General features: G+C 69.6%; 10 protein-coding genes and 1 pseudogene. 6 read left to right on the forward strand and 5 right to left on the reverse strand.

The window, feature by feature from the left end:
- Nucleotides 1–306, reverse strand: a pseudogene (locus tag P1P75_RS06370) (peptidase); the annotation flags it as partial.
- 174 nt (nucleotides 307–480) lie between these two features.
- Between P1P75_RS06370 and P1P75_RS06375 the strand changes: the two are divergent.
- A complete protein-coding gene (locus tag P1P75_RS06375) occupies nucleotides 481–1,437 on the forward strand; it encodes a RecB family exonuclease (protein ID WP_319252415.1) in 957 nt (318 codons plus the stop codon).
- A 75-nt stretch (nucleotides 1,438–1,512) separates the two neighbouring features.
- Nucleotides 1,513–2,184 carry a response regulator transcription factor gene (locus P1P75_RS06380; protein WP_086770157.1) on the forward strand — a complete coding sequence of 224 codons (672 nt, stop codon included), beginning with the start codon at nucleotides 1,513–1,515 and terminating at the stop codon, nucleotides 2,182–2,184.
- 77 nt (nucleotides 2,185–2,261) lie between these two features.
- On the opposite strand, the gene P1P75_RS06385 is transcribed toward P1P75_RS06380, so the two are convergent.
- The 4 genes from P1P75_RS06385 to metH form a co-directional block, all read right to left on the reverse strand.
- Nucleotides 2,262–3,842, reverse strand: coding sequence for an ABC transporter substrate-binding protein (locus P1P75_RS06385; RefSeq protein WP_319252416.1), 1,581 nt, complete (start codon nucleotides 3,840–3,842; stop codon nucleotides 2,262–2,264).
- A 69-nt stretch (nucleotides 3,843–3,911) separates the two neighbouring features.
- Entirely contained in the window at nucleotides 3,912–5,519 is a 1,608-nt protein-coding gene (locus P1P75_RS06390; protein ID WP_319252417.1) for an ABC transporter substrate-binding protein, read from the reverse strand.
- Between the two features lie 511 nt (nucleotides 5,520–6,030).
- Nucleotides 6,031–6,729 (reverse strand): HAD family phosphatase, encoded by a 699-nt coding sequence (locus tag P1P75_RS06395; RefSeq protein ID WP_319252418.1) that lies wholly within the window; start codon nucleotides 6,727–6,729, stop codon nucleotides 6,031–6,033.
- Between the two features lie 126 nt (nucleotides 6,730–6,855).
- Entirely contained in the window at nucleotides 6,856–10,377 is a 3,522-nt protein-coding gene (gene metH / locus P1P75_RS06400) for a methionine synthase (RefSeq protein ID WP_319252419.1), read from the reverse strand.
- Between the two features lie 317 nt (nucleotides 10,378–10,694).
- Here metH and P1P75_RS06405 point away from each other — a divergent pair, with 317 nt between their 5' ends.
- The 4 genes from P1P75_RS06405 to glpK all read left to right on the forward strand — a co-directional run bounded on the left by P1P75_RS06405 (nucleotide 10,695) and on the right by glpK (nucleotide 14,473).
- Nucleotides 10,695–11,459, forward strand: coding sequence for an IclR family transcriptional regulator (locus P1P75_RS06405; protein WP_319252420.1), 765 nt, complete (start codon nucleotides 10,695–10,697; stop codon nucleotides 11,457–11,459).
- A gap of 51 nt (nucleotides 11,460–11,510) precedes the next feature.
- The gene (locus P1P75_RS06410) at nucleotides 11,511–11,837 is read left to right on the forward strand and encodes a hypothetical protein (protein ID WP_319252421.1); all 327 of its coding nucleotides are present in this window, start codon (nucleotides 11,511–11,513) and stop codon (nucleotides 11,835–11,837) included.
- A 210-nt stretch (nucleotides 11,838–12,047) separates the two neighbouring features.
- Nucleotides 12,048–12,842: an MIP/aquaporin family protein gene (locus P1P75_RS06415; protein WP_319252422.1), complete on the forward strand. Its 795-nt coding sequence runs from the start codon at nucleotides 12,048–12,050 to the stop codon at nucleotides 12,840–12,842.
- 92 nt (nucleotides 12,843–12,934) lie between these two features.
- Complete coding sequence (glpK, locus tag P1P75_RS06420) at nucleotides 12,935–14,473, forward strand: glycerol kinase GlpK (RefSeq protein WP_266454486.1); 1,539 nt, start codon at nucleotides 12,935–12,937, stop codon at nucleotides 14,471–14,473.
- Nucleotides 14,474–14,484: the final 11 nt, after the last annotated feature.

The raw sequence follows: 14,484 nt of genomic DNA on the forward strand, positions 1-14,484 counted from the left end.
GTCGGGGTGGAGGTCGGCGGGGTCCGGTGTCCGGTCGGCGGGGTCCGGTGTCCGGTCGGCCGGGTCCGGGGCGCCGGCCGCCCGCTCGTGCTGTGGCTTGGACTCGTCGGGCGTCCCGGCCTTCGCCGGAGTGGGCGGCTCGTCGGGCGTCCCGGCCGAGGGGCCGTGCCGCTTGTCCGTGGAGGGGTCGAGGGCCTCGGCCGGGGGCTCCTGGTGTGCGGCCGGCGGGGGCGCGGGTGTCGCGTGGCGCTCGGCCGGCTCTTCGCTGTCGGGCCGCGGCTGCCCGCTCCCGCCGCTTTCCACCACGGTGTCCCCTCGTTGGTCGCAACTCCCGCTCCTGCCGGGCGGAAGGGTCTGGGACCGATGGTATGCGTCCGCCGGGACGCGTTCCGCCCCGGCACCCCCTGGGGTTTCACGGCTCCCGCCACTTGCCGTGGGCGGAGGGGGTCACTGTCGGTGGCGGGCCGTAAGGTCTTGGGCATGGAGAGCAGCAGCGAGGGTGTCGCCCGGTCCGGCGACGAGGACGGTGTGGGGAGCCTGCCGCGGGCGGGGGTCGGGGAGACGGTCGTGGTGGCGGTGGAGGCCGCCGGTGAGAAGGCCGTCACCGCGATAGCGCCCGCTTCGCTCTCGCCCTCGCGCGCGGGCGACTTCATGCAGTGCCCGTTGCTGTACCGGTTCCGGGTGATCGACCGGCTGCCTGAGAAGCCGAGTGCGGCGGCCACGCGGGGCACGTTGGTGCACGCGGTGCTGGAGCGTCTTTTCGACGCGCCTGCCGCCGAGCGGACCGCGCCGCGGGCCAGGTCGCTGGTGCCGGGCCAGTGGGACCGGCTGCGTGAGTCGCGGCCCGAGGTGGCGGAGCTGTTCGCCGACGATCCTGAGGGTGAGCGGCTGTCCGGCTGGCTGGCGGAGGCGGAGCAGCTGGTCGAGCGGTGGTTCACGCTGGAGGATCCGACGCGGCTGGAGCCCGCCGAGCGGGAGCTGTTCGTGGAGACGGAGCTGGAGTCCGGGCTGAGGCTGCGCGGGATCATCGACCGGGTCGACGTGGCTCCCACCGGTGAGGTGCGGATCGTGGACTACAAGACCGGCAAGGCGCCCCGGCCGGAGTACGCCGAGAGCGCGTTGTTCCAGATGAAGTTCTATGCGCTGGTCGTGTGGCGGTTGAAGAACGTGATCCCCCGGCGGCTCCAGCTGGTCTATCTGGGCAGTGGTGATGTGCTGACGTACGATCCGGTGCTCGCCGATCTGGAGCGGGTGGAGCGCAAGCTGTTGGCGTTGTGGGAGGCGATCCGGCTGGCGACGGAGACGGGTGAGTGGCGGCCCCGTCCGACGAAGCTGTGCGGTTGGTGTGATCACCAGGCGCACTGTCCGGAGTTCGGTGGTACTCCCCCGCCGTATCCGTTGCCGGTGCGGCCGGTCGGGGGGACGGTCCAGGGGTAGGGCGTGGGTGAGGGCGGCCGAGTCCGGCGCGGTCGCGCAGGGCAGAATGGGGCCGGACTACCGAAGGAGACTTACGTGGCCATCCGCGTCCTACTGGTCGATGATCAGCCGCTGCTGCGTACCGGCTTCCGGATGATTCTGGAGGCGGAGCAGGACCTCGCGGTGGTCGGTGAGGCCGGCGACGGCCTCCAGGCCCTCGACCAGGTGCGGGCCCTGCAGCCCGATGTTGTTCTGATGGACATCCGTATGCCTCGTATGGACGGGGTGGAGGCGACGCGGCAGATCACCGGGCCGGGCCGGGACGGTCCGGCGAAGGTGCTGGTGCTGACGACCTTCGACCTCGACGAGTACGTGGTGGAGGCGCTGCGCGCCGGGGCGAGCGGGTTCCTGCTCAAGGACGCGCCCGCCAACGAGCTGGTGCAGGCGATCCGGGTGGTGGCAGCCGGTGAGGCGATGCTCGCGCCGAGCATCACCCGGCGGCTGCTCGACAAGTACGCCACGCATCTGCCCTCGGGCGACGAACCGCTGCCGGACACGCTGCACACGCTCACCGACCGTGAGGTCGAGGTGCTGAAGCTGGTGGCGCGGGGTCTGTCGAACGCGGAGATCGCCGCCGACCTGTTCGTCAGTGAGACGACCGTGAAGACGCATGTCGGGCATGTGCTGACCAAGCTGAGCCTGCGGGACCGGGTGCAGGCGGCGGTGTATGCCTATGAGAGCGGGCTGGTGCGTCCCGGGGCTCAGTAGCGGCGGGACCCACCGCACGACGGCACGGAGGGCGCCCCTTCCTGACAAGGGGCGCCCTCCGCGTCTGTTGGGGCTTCTCAGCCCTTCTCCAGCTCCCAGAAGCGGAAGACGGTGGAGGCGTCGAGGCAGTTCTCCAGGCCGTAGACGTTCTCCTGGACGACGGCGTACTGCTTGGCCTGCCAGATCGGGAGGACGGGGACCTGGTCGGCCACGATGTCCTGGAGCCGGCCGTAGTCGTCGGCGGTGGCGCCGCGGTCGCTCTGGGCGGCGGTGCGCGGGATGAGCGTGCCGGTGATGGCGTTGTCGGTGTAGTTGTTGCCCAGGACGTTGCCCTCGCCGAAGAAGGGCGCGGTGAAGTTGTCGGGGTCGGGGTAGTCGGGCACCCAGCCCTTGACGTAGACACCGTACTTGCCGTCGGCGATGTCCTTCTCGTACTGCTGGTAGGCCACCGACCTGACGTCGGCTTCGAAGAGGCCGCTGGCGTTGAGCTGGGCGGCGATCGCCTTCAGTTCCTGGTCGGTGGCGGGGCCGTAGCGCGAGGGGGTGGACCAGAGGGTGAGGTCGACCTTGTCGGTGATGCCGTCGTCCTCGAGGGCGGCGGCGGCCGCGGTGCGGGAGGGGCTGGCGCCGTAGCGGTCGAAGAAGGCGGTGTTGTGGCCGGCGATTCCGGCGGGGATGATCGAGTACAGCGGGTCGGCGGTGCCCTGGTAGACGTCGGTGATCAGGGCTTCGCGGTCGATCAGGTGGGCGATGGCGCGGCGGACGCCGAGCTTGCCGGCGACGGGGTCGTCCATGTTGAAGACGAGGTGCTGGACCTCGGCGCTGCTGCCCTCGACGACCTCGACACCCGAGCTGTCGTCGTTGGTGTCGGTGTCGGCGATGTCGGTGGCGGTGAGGCCTCGGTAGGCGATGTCGACGCGGTCGTCGAGGAGGGCCGTCTTGAGTCCGCGCTGGTCGCCGTGGAAGAACTTCAGGGTGACGCCGGTGTTCTTGACCTCGGCGGTGCCCTTGTAGTGCTCGTTGGCGGAGAAGGTGGCTTCGTCCTCGCCGAAGGAGTCCAGCTGGTAGGGGCCGGAGCCGACGGCCTCGCCGTCCTCGCGCAGGCCGTCGGCGTCGTACTGGCGGTGGTCGACGATGGAGCCCGCGCCCGAGGCGATCTTGCTGGGGAAGGTGGCGTCGGGGACCTTCAGCTTGAAGACGACGGTCTTCTCGTCCGGTGTCTCGACCTTGTCGAGCATGGGGAACATGATCGCGGGGCCGGCCGGGTCGTCGACGGCCAGCATGCGGTCGAAGGAGAACTTGACGTCCTCGGAGGTGAGGGCGTCACCGTTGCTGAACTTCAGGCCGTCCTTGAGGGTGCAGGTGTAGACCTTGGTCCGTGTGTCGGTGAAGCCGCAGTCCTTCGCGGCGTCGGGCTCGGGTTCGGTGGCGCCCTTGGGGAAGCTCAGCAGTGACTGGAAGACGTTGTTGAACAACAGCCAGGAGCCGGGGTCGTAGCCGGAGGCCGGGTCGGTGGCCAGGACGTCGTCGGACATTCCGATGACCACGGCGGAGCCGTCGCCGCCGGAGCCTGTCGACTGTGAGCCGCAGCCGGTCAACAGGCCGGAGGCCAGCCCCGCCACGACGGGCAGGACCGGCCACTGGTTGCGCATGTTCACGTGCGTGTGCCTTGTCGTCGTTCTCGTGCTCCCGGGGCCGTGGTCCACGGCCCCGGGCCGGACGGTCCGTCAGCCGCTGGTGCCGCGGGACAGCTCCCAGAGCTGGAGGGTGGCGGAGGAGTTCAGCACGTAGGCGGTGCCCGTGACGTCGTCGCGGGAGGCGACGTACTGCTTGCCCTGCCACAGGGGCAGGACGGGGACGTCCTCGGCGACGATGTCCTGAATCTCCGTCAGCGTCTTGCCTGCGGCCAGGCGGTCGGCCTCGCGACGGGACTCCGGGATGAGCTTGTTGATGATCTCGCTGTTCTGGTACGGCGACTTGAGGAAGTTGTCCTTGTCGAGGAACGGCGCGATGTAGCTGTCACCGTCGGCGAAGTCGGGGAACCAGCCCATGCCCCAGACGTCGTACTCGCCCTTGCGCTCGGCGGGGACGAAGGCGTCCCAGGGGGTGCCCTCGATGGAGACCTCGAACAGGCCGCTGGCGTTGAGCTGCTTCTGGAGGAGCTCGAACTCCTTCTTCGTGGCCGGACCGTAGTGGTCGGTCGTGTAGTGCAGCGTCACCTTCACCGGGGTGGTGACGTCGGCCTTGGTCAGCAGGGTCTTGGCCTTGCTGACGTTGGCTTCGCCGTACTTGTTGAAGAACGAGTTGGAGTGGCCGGTGACCGAGGCCGGGACGAGCGAGAAGAGCGGCTCGGCCTGCGAGCCGTAGACGTTGTTGACCAGCTCGCCGCGGTTGACGACCTGCGCCATGGCCTGGCGGACCGCCTTCTCCTTCACGGACGGGGCCGTGGTGTTGAAGGCGAGGTAGCGGATCTCCAGGCCGGCCAGCTCGACGATGTCGACGCTGTCGTCGGCGGAGGAGTCGGAGAGCTTCTCGATCTGCTCGGGCGACATGGTGCGGGTCATCACGTCGATGTCGCCCTTTTCGATGGCGGTGCCCATCTCGTCGGCGTCCGCGTACGAGACCATCTCGACCTTGTCGTTCTTCACATCGAGAGCACCCTGGTAGTTGGGGTTCTTGGTGAAGACGGCCCTGGTCAGCTCGTCGCCGTCAGTCTTGGCCTCGAGGGTGTACGGGCCGGAGCCGTCGACGGAGAAGCCGTCGCGCAGCTTGCCCTTCTCGTAGTCGTCGGGGTTGACGATGCCGGCGACCGGGGTCGACAGCTTGAACGGGAAGGTGGCGTCGGCGGTGTTGAGATGGAAGATGACTTCGTTGTCACCCTTGGTCTCGACGGTGTCGACCGTCGAGAGGAGGGCGAACACGCCGGAGTCGGCCTTGAGGGCGAGGGCCCGGTCGATGGAGAACTTGACGTCCTCGGCGGTCACGGCGTCGCCGTTGGCGAACTTCAGGTCCTTGCGGAGCTTGCAGGCGAAGCGCTCGTTGCCCGTGTCGGTGAAGCCGCAGCTCTCGGCCGCCTCGGGGACGGGGTCGCCCTCCCCCTTGGGCTGGATCATCAGGGTCTGCACGGTCTGGCGCAGGACGTTCCAGCTGCCGACGTCGTAGGCGTAGGCCGGGTCGAAGGGCGCCGGGGCGTCCTTGGTGGCGGTGAACCGGTCGGTGGTGCCCACGACGATGGCGTCGCCGCTGCCGCTGCCGCTGTCGGACCCGCCACAGGCGGCGAGCACGGGCGCGAGCAGACCTGCCACGGCCGGCAGCACCAAAGTCTTGCGGTTCATGCTCGAGTTTCTCCAGAGCTGTCAGGTCCGTGTACCCGGCATGCAGGGGTGTCGCGGCGGATCACGGGGGTAAGGGCGATGTTCTCGCGACGAGATTAGTCCGCACCTGCACCAGGGTTCGCAGCCACCGGAGTTGAAAGGCCATCACGCAGCGAAACCGGGCGTGGACACACCGAAAACCCGACAGTGGAATGATTCGTGCACGGTCCCATGAATCGGGACACAAGGACCCGCCCGCACCCCCCGAACGGGGGTGAACGGCACATCTGGGCGCCTGTGTCGAGACCGTTCAGCGTGGCGAAGTTCACATGTGCGTCAGGGTGCGCGCGGAGCGGAATTCGGCCGTCTGCGTCGGCCTGAATTCCCCGCGCGGGCACGCGCCGAATTCCCTCGCTATCGGTGGTGCACGCTGGGTGAACGGCTCCGGCATTTCTGTCATCGGAAGATCACGGAGATGATGGAGATCACGATGACCGCGGATCACGGAGATCACGCTTGATCTCCGTGACGATCATCCGAGCGGCATCAGGGCACGCAGGAACGTCAGGTCGACCTGTTCCAGGGAGGGAACGACGGTCCGCCGGGGCGCCGGGGCGATGGGCGCGACGGACGGCACGGCGACGACCTGGCAGCCCGCCGCCTCGGCCGAGGCGACCCCGGTCGCGGTGTCCTCGACGACGGCGCATCTGGCCGGATCCGCACCCAGGCCGGCGGCGGCGAACAGATAGGGGTCGGGGTGCGGCTTGGTTCGCGACACCTCGTCGCCGGCCACCGTCAGCGCGAAGTGCCGGGGGCCCAGCGAGGTGAGGACGCGGTCGATGATGCGGCGGTGCGAGGCGGAGACGAGGGCCGTCGGGATCCGGCGCGCCGCCAGCTCGGCCAGCAGCCGGGCGGCTCCCGGCATCAGCGGCAGGCCGTGTCCGATGCGCTCCTCGAAGCCCTGGTTGAGCAGGACGCTGAGTTCGGCGAGGGTGATGTCGGCGCCGGTCGCCTCGATCAGGAACCCGGCGCTGCGGCTCATCGGGCCGCCGACCACGACATGGCGCCAGGAGTCGTCGAGGGTGTGGCCGAGCCGGGCGAAGACCTCGGCCTCGACGTCCCACCAGAAGCCCTCGGTGTCCACCAGGGTGCCGTCCATGTCGAGGAGCACTGCCTGCAGGGCCGAGCCTTCGGCCGTCCGGGTTCCTAGTGCGGGGACCGTGCTGGTCATCCACGTACCTCCTTGAGGGACGAGCAGGCCGGTTCCCGAGAGGGAACCGGCCTTCAGTGGACCGACCAGTGTACGACTTGTCCGATCAGTGTGCCGAACGCGGCGCGGCGCGGCGTGTGCGGCGCCTCACCGTGCGTTGAAGTACTTCGCCTCCGGGTGGTGGATCACGATGGCGTCCGTGGACTGCTCGGGGTGCAGCTGGAACTCCTCGGAGAGGTGGACGCCGATCCGCTCGGGCCGCAGCAGCTCGGCGATCTTGGCGCGGTCCTCCAGGTTGGGGCAGGCGCCGTAGCCGAGGGAGAAGCGGGCGCCGCGGTACTTCAGGGCGAACATCTCCTCGACGTCGGCGGGGTCCTCGCCGGCGTATCCCAGCTCCGAGCGCACCCGGCCGTGCCAGTACTCGGCGAGGGCCTCCGCCAGCTGGACCGACAGCCCGTGCAGTTCGAGGTAGTCGCGGTAGGCGTTGGCCTCGAAGAGCTTGGCGGTCTCCTCGCCGATGCGGGAGCCGACGGTGACGACCTGGAGGCCGACCACGTCGGTCTCCCCCGACTCCTCGGGGCGGAAGAAGTCGGCCAGGCACAGGCGGCGGCCGCGGCGCTGGCGGGGGAAGGTGAAGCGGGTCCGCTCGTTGCCCTGCTCGTCGAGGATGATCAGGTCGTCGTCCTTGGACACACAGGGGAAGTAGCCGTAGACGACGGCGGCTTCCAGCAGGTTGTCGGTCTGGAGCTTGTCCAGCAGCCCGCGCAGCCGGGGCCGGCCCTCCGTCTCGACGAGCTCCTCGTACGTGGGGCCGTCGCCGGTGCGGGCCTGCTTGAGGCCCCACTGGCCCTTGAAGAGGGCGCCCTCGTCCAGCCAGGAGGCGTACTCCTTGAGCTGGATGCCCTTGATGACGCGGGTCTCCCAGAACGGCGGCTCGGGGACGGGGTTGTCGGTGGCGACGTCGGAGCGGACGTGGCCCTCCTCCGGGTGTTCCTCGGCCTCGACGGCGCCGGCGCTCGCGCGGACCCGGCGCTGCTTCAGTTCGGGCAGCGCCGCGCCGGGCACGCCCCGCTTGACGCCGATGAGGGCGTCCATCAGGCGCAGGCCCTCGAAGGCGTCGCGGGCGTAGCGGACCTCGCCCTCGTAGACCTCGTGCAGGTCCTGTTCGACGTAGGCGCGGGTCAGGGCGGCGCCGCCGAGGATGACCGGGTAGTCGGCCGCCAGGCCGCGCTGGTTCAGCTCCTGGAGGTTCTCCTTCATGATCACCGTTGACTTGACCAGGAGACCGGACATGCCGATGACGTCGGCGCGGTGCTCCTCGGCGGCCTCGAGGATCGCGGAGACGGGCTGCTTGATGCCGAGGTTGACGACGTTGTAGCCGTTGTTGGTCAGGATGATGTCGACGAGGTTCTTGCCGATGTCGTGGACGTCGCCGCGGACGGTGGCCAGCACGATGGTGCCCTTGCCCTCCTCGCCCTCGACCTTCTCCATGTGGGGTTCGAGGTAGGCGACCGCGGTCTTCATGACCTCGGCGGACTGCAGGACGAACGGCAGCTGCATCTGGCCGGAGCCGAACAGTTCGCCGACCACCTTCATGCCGTCCAGGAGGGTCTCGTTGACGATCTCCAGGGCGGAACGGACCTGGAGGGCGGCGTCGAGGTCGGCCTCCAGGCCGTTCTTCTCACCGTCGATGATGCGGCGCTTGAGGCGCTCGTCCAGGGGCAGGGCGGCCAGTTCCTCGGCGCGTCCGGCCTTGAGGGACTTGGTGGTGGCACCCTCGAACAGGGCCATGAGCTTCTGCAGGGGGTCGTAGCCCTCGCCGCGGCGGTCGTAGATGAGGTCGAGGGCCGTGCCTACCTCTTCCTCGGTGAAGCGGGCGATCGGCAGGATCTTCGACGCGTGCACGATCGCGGAGTCCAGGCCCGCCTTGACGCATTCGTCGAGGAAGACGGAGTTGAGCAGGACGCGGGCGGCCGGGTTGAGACCGAAGGAGATGTTCGACAGGCCCAGCGTGGTCTGGACGTCGGGGTGGCGCCGCTTCAGCTCGCGGATCGCCTCGATGGTGGCGATGCCGTCCTTGCGGGACTCCTCCTGACCGGTACAGATGGTGAAGGTCAGGGTGTCGATGAGGATGTCCGACTCGTGGATGCCCCAGTTGCCGGTGAGGTCGGTGATCAGCCGCTCGGCGATCGCGACCTTGTGCTCCGGGGTACGGGCCTGGCCCTCCTCGTCGATGGTGAGGGCGATGAGCGCGGCGCCGTGCTCCTGGGCCAGCCGGGTGACCTTGGCGAAGCGGGACTCGGGGCCGTCGCCGTCCTCGTAGTTGACGGAGTTGATGACCGCGCGGCCGCCGAGCTTCTCCAGGCCGGCCCGCAGGACGTCGACCTCGGTGGAGTCCAGGACGATGGGCAGGGTGGAGGCGGTGGCGAAGCGGCCGGCGAGTTCCTCCATGTCGGCGACGCCGTCGCGGCCGACGTAGTCCACGCACAGGTCGAGCATGTGGGCGCCTTCGCGGATCTGCTCGCGGGCGATCTCCACGCAGTCGTCCCAGCGGCCCTGGAGCATGGCCTCGCGGAACTTCTTCGAGCCGTTGGCGTTGGTGCGCTCGCCGATCGCCATGTACGCGGTGTCCTGGCGGAACGGGACGTTCTGGTAGAGCGAGGCGGCGCCCGCCTCGGGGCGCGGGTCGCGCGCGGCGGGGGCGAGGCCGCGGACTCGCTCGACGACCTGGCGCAGGTGCTCGGGGGTGGTGCCGCAGCAGCCGCCGATCAGGGACAGTCCGTAGTCGCGGACGAAGTTCTCCTGGGCGTCCGCCAGCTCGGGGGCCGTCAGCGGGTAGCTGGCGCCGTCCTTGCCGAGGACCGGCAGTCCCGCGTTCGGCATGCAGGCCAGCGGGATGCGGGAGTTGCGCGCCAGGTAGCGCAGGTGCTCGCTCATCTCGGCGGGGCCGGTGGCGCAGTTCATGCCGATCATGTCGATGCCGAGCGGCTCCAGGGCCGTCAGGGCGGCGCCGATCTCGGAGCCGAGCAGCATGGTGCCGGTGGTCTCGACCGTCACGGAGACGATCAGCGGCAGGTCCAGGCCGGCGTTGCGGCGGGCGCGCTGGGCGCCGAGCACGGCGGCCTTGGTCTGGAGGAGGTCCTGGGTGGTCTCGACGATCAGCGCGTCGGCGCCGCCGGCGATGAGACCCTCGGCGTTCTCCTGGTAGGCGTCGCGCAGGGTGGTGTAGGCGACGTGTCCGAGGGTGGGCAGTTTGGTGCCGGGGCCGATCGAGCCGAGCACCCAGCGGGTGCGGCCGTCACGTGCCGCGAAGGAGTCCGCCGTCTCGCGGGCGATGCGAGCGCCCGCCTCGGACAGTTCGTGGACCCGCTCCGGGATGTCGTACTCGGCCATGGCGGCGAAGTTCGCGCCGAAGGTGTTGGTCTCCACGCAGTCCACGCCGACGGCGAAGTACTCCTCGTGCACCGAGCGCACGATGTCGGGCCGGGTGACGTTGAGGATCTCGTTGCAGCCCTCGAGGTTCTGGAAGTCCTCGAGCGTGGGGTCCTGGGCCTGGAGCATCGTGCCCATCGCTCCGTCGGCCACCACCACTCGGGTGGCGAGTGCCTGACGGAGCTCGGACACACGGGTCCGGCTGTCGGCGGAAGGGGTCGGCGGCACAGAGGCCATGAAAGGGCTCCCTCGGGTGCGACGGCTGTCGGCTTCACGGCGCCCTCCGGTCGCTCCCGGACCGTCCCGGGGGATCGGTCATGGAGCTTCCCGTGGAGGGCGCTCGCCGCCAGGGTAGCCGGGACCGGGGGCTTATGGTCAGGGCGTCCACGGGACGGACCCGGAAGTCTGTGTGTCGCCCATGGGGGCCAAGTGGTGTGACGCGTATCGACCGACCATTGGCGGGAGGTCGGCATGGACCGGTAGTGTTCGACAATGCCGAACGACGGCAGCATTGGCTGCGCGTGGACGGCCGAGGGGACGGAGGCAGAACGGCGATGGCACGGAACATCCAGTCGCTCGAACGGGCGGCCGCGATGCTGCGACTGCTCGCGGGCGGCGAGCGGCGGCTGGGCCTCTCGGACATCGCCTCGGCCCTGGGCCTGGCCAAGGGCACGGCCCACGGCATTCTGCGCACCCTGCAGCAGGAGGGCTTCGTCGAACAGGACGAGGCCTCCGGCCGCTACCAGCTGGGCGCCGAGCTGCTACGCCTGGGCACCACGTATCTGGACGTGCACGAGCTGCGCGCGCGTGCCCTGGTGTGGACGGACGACCTGGCCCGCTCCAGCGGCGAGAGCGTCCACCTGGGCGTGCTGCACCAGCAGGGCGTCCTGATCGTGCACCACGTGTTCCGGCCCGACGACAGCCGGCAGGTCCTGGAGATCGGGGCCATGCAGCCGCTGCACTCGACGGCCCTGGGCAAGGTGCTGTCGGCGTACGACCCGGTCGCGCACAGCGAGGCCATGGAGGCCGACCGCAAGCCCTTCACCGAACGCACGGTGTGTGAGCTGGAGGAATTCGAGCAGCTCCTCGACCTCACGCGTGCGCGGGGGTACGCGGCGGACGTCGAGGAGACCTGGGAGGGCGTCTCCTCCGTCGCCGCGCCCATTCACGACCGGCGGCGCATGCCGGTGGGCGCCGTCGGTATCACCGGTGCGGTGGAGCGCCTGTGCCGGGACGGCGAGGTGCGCCCCGAGCTGATCGCCGCCGTACGCGACTGTGCCCGTGCGGTGTCGCGCGACCTGGGCGCCGGGCGGTTCTGAGACCTGCGCGCAGACACACCGGGGCGCCGCGACGACGCTCCGGCTTTCGGCATGCCCGCCGCCTCCCCTGCGCACGCCCGCCACGGCCCGTCGGCACGCCTTCGCCGTCCCGGCACCCCCACCGCTTCCCCTCGGCACGCCCTGCTCCCGCCCCTCGGCAGAAGCGCTCCGGTACTCACCGCCGTGGCCGTCGCGGCCCTCGCCGCCCTCGCCGCCGCGACCACCGCGCCACTCACCGCCGTGGCCGTCGCGGGTCTCGCCGCCGCGTGGCCGTGCCGGCCCTCGCCGCGCCCTGACGTGGACATACGCGTTTCCGTGCGCAAGCGCGCGAGCACGGGGATCGGCCCGCCCGGATCGATCTGCGGCAGCGATCAATAACGATCGTGCTTTCGATAACAGGACTCTTGACGCACCCGCGACGCCGGAGCAAGACTCCCGTCCATCGGTCGGCATTGTCGAACACCTACCGGCAATACGCGCTAGAGTGTGACAACGCCAAGGGCCGGCATCGCTCTCATCCGAGAGCAGCTCGAACTCCCGGAGGGACCCGGGGTTCGGTCCCCTGGACGAAGGACAAAGGAGTCGCGGGTGTCCAGCTCCGACATCTTCATCGGCGAGACCATCGGTACCGCCATACTCATCCTGCTCGGCGGCGGTGTGTGCGCCGCCGTCACGCTGAAGGCCTCCAAGGCCCGTAACGCCGGCTGGCTCGCCATCACCTTCGGGTGGGGCTTCGCCGTGCTGACGGCGGTCTACACCTCGGCGCCCCTGTCGGGTGCCCATCTGAACCCGGCCGTGACCCTCGCCCTCGCGATCAAGGACGGCGACTGGAAGAACGTCCCGGTGTACTGGGCCGGTCAGATGATCGGTGCCGCCATCGGCGCGGCCCTGGTGTGGGTCACCTACTACGGCCAGTTCCAGGCGCACCTCACCGACAGGGAGATCGTCGGCGGTCCGGGTGCGCAGGACACGACCGCCAAGGCCGTGGAGGCCCAGGAGAAGGGGGCCGGCCCGGTGCTCGGCATCTTCTCCACCGGCCCGGAGATCCGCAACGCGGTGCAGAACCTCGCCACGGAGATCATCGGCACCGTCGTGCTGGTGCTCGCCATCCTCACGCAGGGCCTCAACGACAAGGGCAACGGCCTCGGCACCATGGGCGCGCTGATCACCGCGCTGGTGGTCGTCTCGATCGGCCTGTCCCTCGGCGGCCCGACGGGCTACGCGATCAACCCGGCCCGTGACCTCGGTCCGCGCATCGTGCACGCCCTGCTGCCCCTGCCCAACAAGGGTGGCTCCGACTGGAGCTATGCCTGGGTCCCGGTGGTCGGTCCGCTGATCGGCGGAGCGATAGCGGCAGGCATCTACAACGTGGCGTTCGCCTAGGAACATGAGTTCAGGAACATGAGCTTCACGTTGCACACCGAGCACGCGCCGTACGTACCGCTCTTCAACCACGGAATCTCCGGGAGCACACTGTGACCGACGCCCACACCGCCGGCCCGTTCATCGCCGCGATCGACCAGGGCACCACCTCCTCGCGCTGCATCGTCTTCGACCGCGACGGCCGGATCGTCTCCGTCGACCAGAAGGAGCACGAGCAGATCTTCCCGAAGCCGGGCTGGGTCGAGCACGACGCGACCGAGATCTGGACCAACGTCGAGGAGGTCGTCGCCTCCGCCATCGCCAAGGCGGACATCACCCGCGACGACATCAAGGCCATCGGCATCACCAACCAGCGCGAGACCACCGTCCTGTGGGACAGGAACACCGGTGAGCCCGTCCACAACGCCATCGTCTGGCAGGACACCCGTACCGACGCCCTCTGCCGCGACCTGGGCCGCAACGTCGGCCAGGACCGCTTCCGCCGTGAGACGGGCCTGCCGCTGGCCTCGTACTTCGCCGGCCCGAAGGCCCGCTGGCTGCTCGACAACGTCGAGGGTCTGCGCGAGCGCGCCGAGGCCGGGGACATCCTGTTCGGCACCATGGACAGCTGGGTCATCTGGAACCTGACCGGCGGTGTCAACGGCGGACGGCACGTCACCGACGTCACCAACGCCTCGCGCACCATGCTGATGAACCTGCACACCCTGGAGTGGGACCCGAAGATCGCCGAGTCCATCGGCGTTCCGCTGGCGATGCTCCCGGAGATCCGCTCCTCCGCCGAGGTCTACGGCGAGATCACCGGCGGCAAGCTGGGCGACCTGCTCGGCGGCATCCCGGTCGCCTCCGCGCTCGGCGACCAGCAGGCGGCCCTGTTCGGCCAGACCTGTTTCGCGGAGGGCGAGGCCAAGTCGACGTACGGCACCGGCACGTTCATGCTGATGAACACCGGCGACAAGATCATCAACTCGTACTCCGGGCTGCTGACCACCGTCGGCTACCGCATCGGCGAGAACAAGCCGGTCTACGCCCTCGAGGGTTCCATCGCCGTCACCGGCTCGCTGGTGCAGTGGATGCGCGACCAGATGGGGCTGATCTCCACCGCCGCCGAGATCGAGACGCTCGCGCTGTCGGTCGAGGACAACGGCGGCGCGTACTTCGTGCCGGCCTTCTCCGGACTGTTCGCCCCCTACTGGCGTCCGGACGCCCGCGGTGTCATCGCCGGCCTCACCCGGTACGTCACCAAGGCGCACCTCGCGCGCGCCGTCCTGGAGGCGACCGCCTGGCAGACCCGCGAGATCAGCGACGCCATGACCAAGGACTCCGGCGTCGAGCTGGCGGCCCTCAAGGTCGACGGCGGCATGACCTCCAACAACCTGCTGATGCAGACCCTCTCGGACTTCCTGGACGCGCCGGTCGTGCGTCCGATGGTCGCCGAGACGACCTGCCTCGGTGCCGCCTACGCCGCCGGCCTCGCCGTCGGCTTCTGGACCAGCACCGACGACCTGCGCGCCAACTGGCGGCGGGCCGCCGAGTGGACCCCCCGCATGGACGCGGACACCCGCGACCGTGAGTACAAGAGCTGGCTCAAGGCCGTCGAGCGGACCATGGGCTGGATCGCCGACGAAGACTGACGAGGAGTAAG

The organism is Streptomyces sp. ID05-39B (assembly GCF_033794725.1).
In the GTDB taxonomy this organism is placed as follows: Bacteria; Actinomycetota; Actinomycetes; order Streptomycetales; family Streptomycetaceae; genus Streptomyces; species Streptomyces bobili.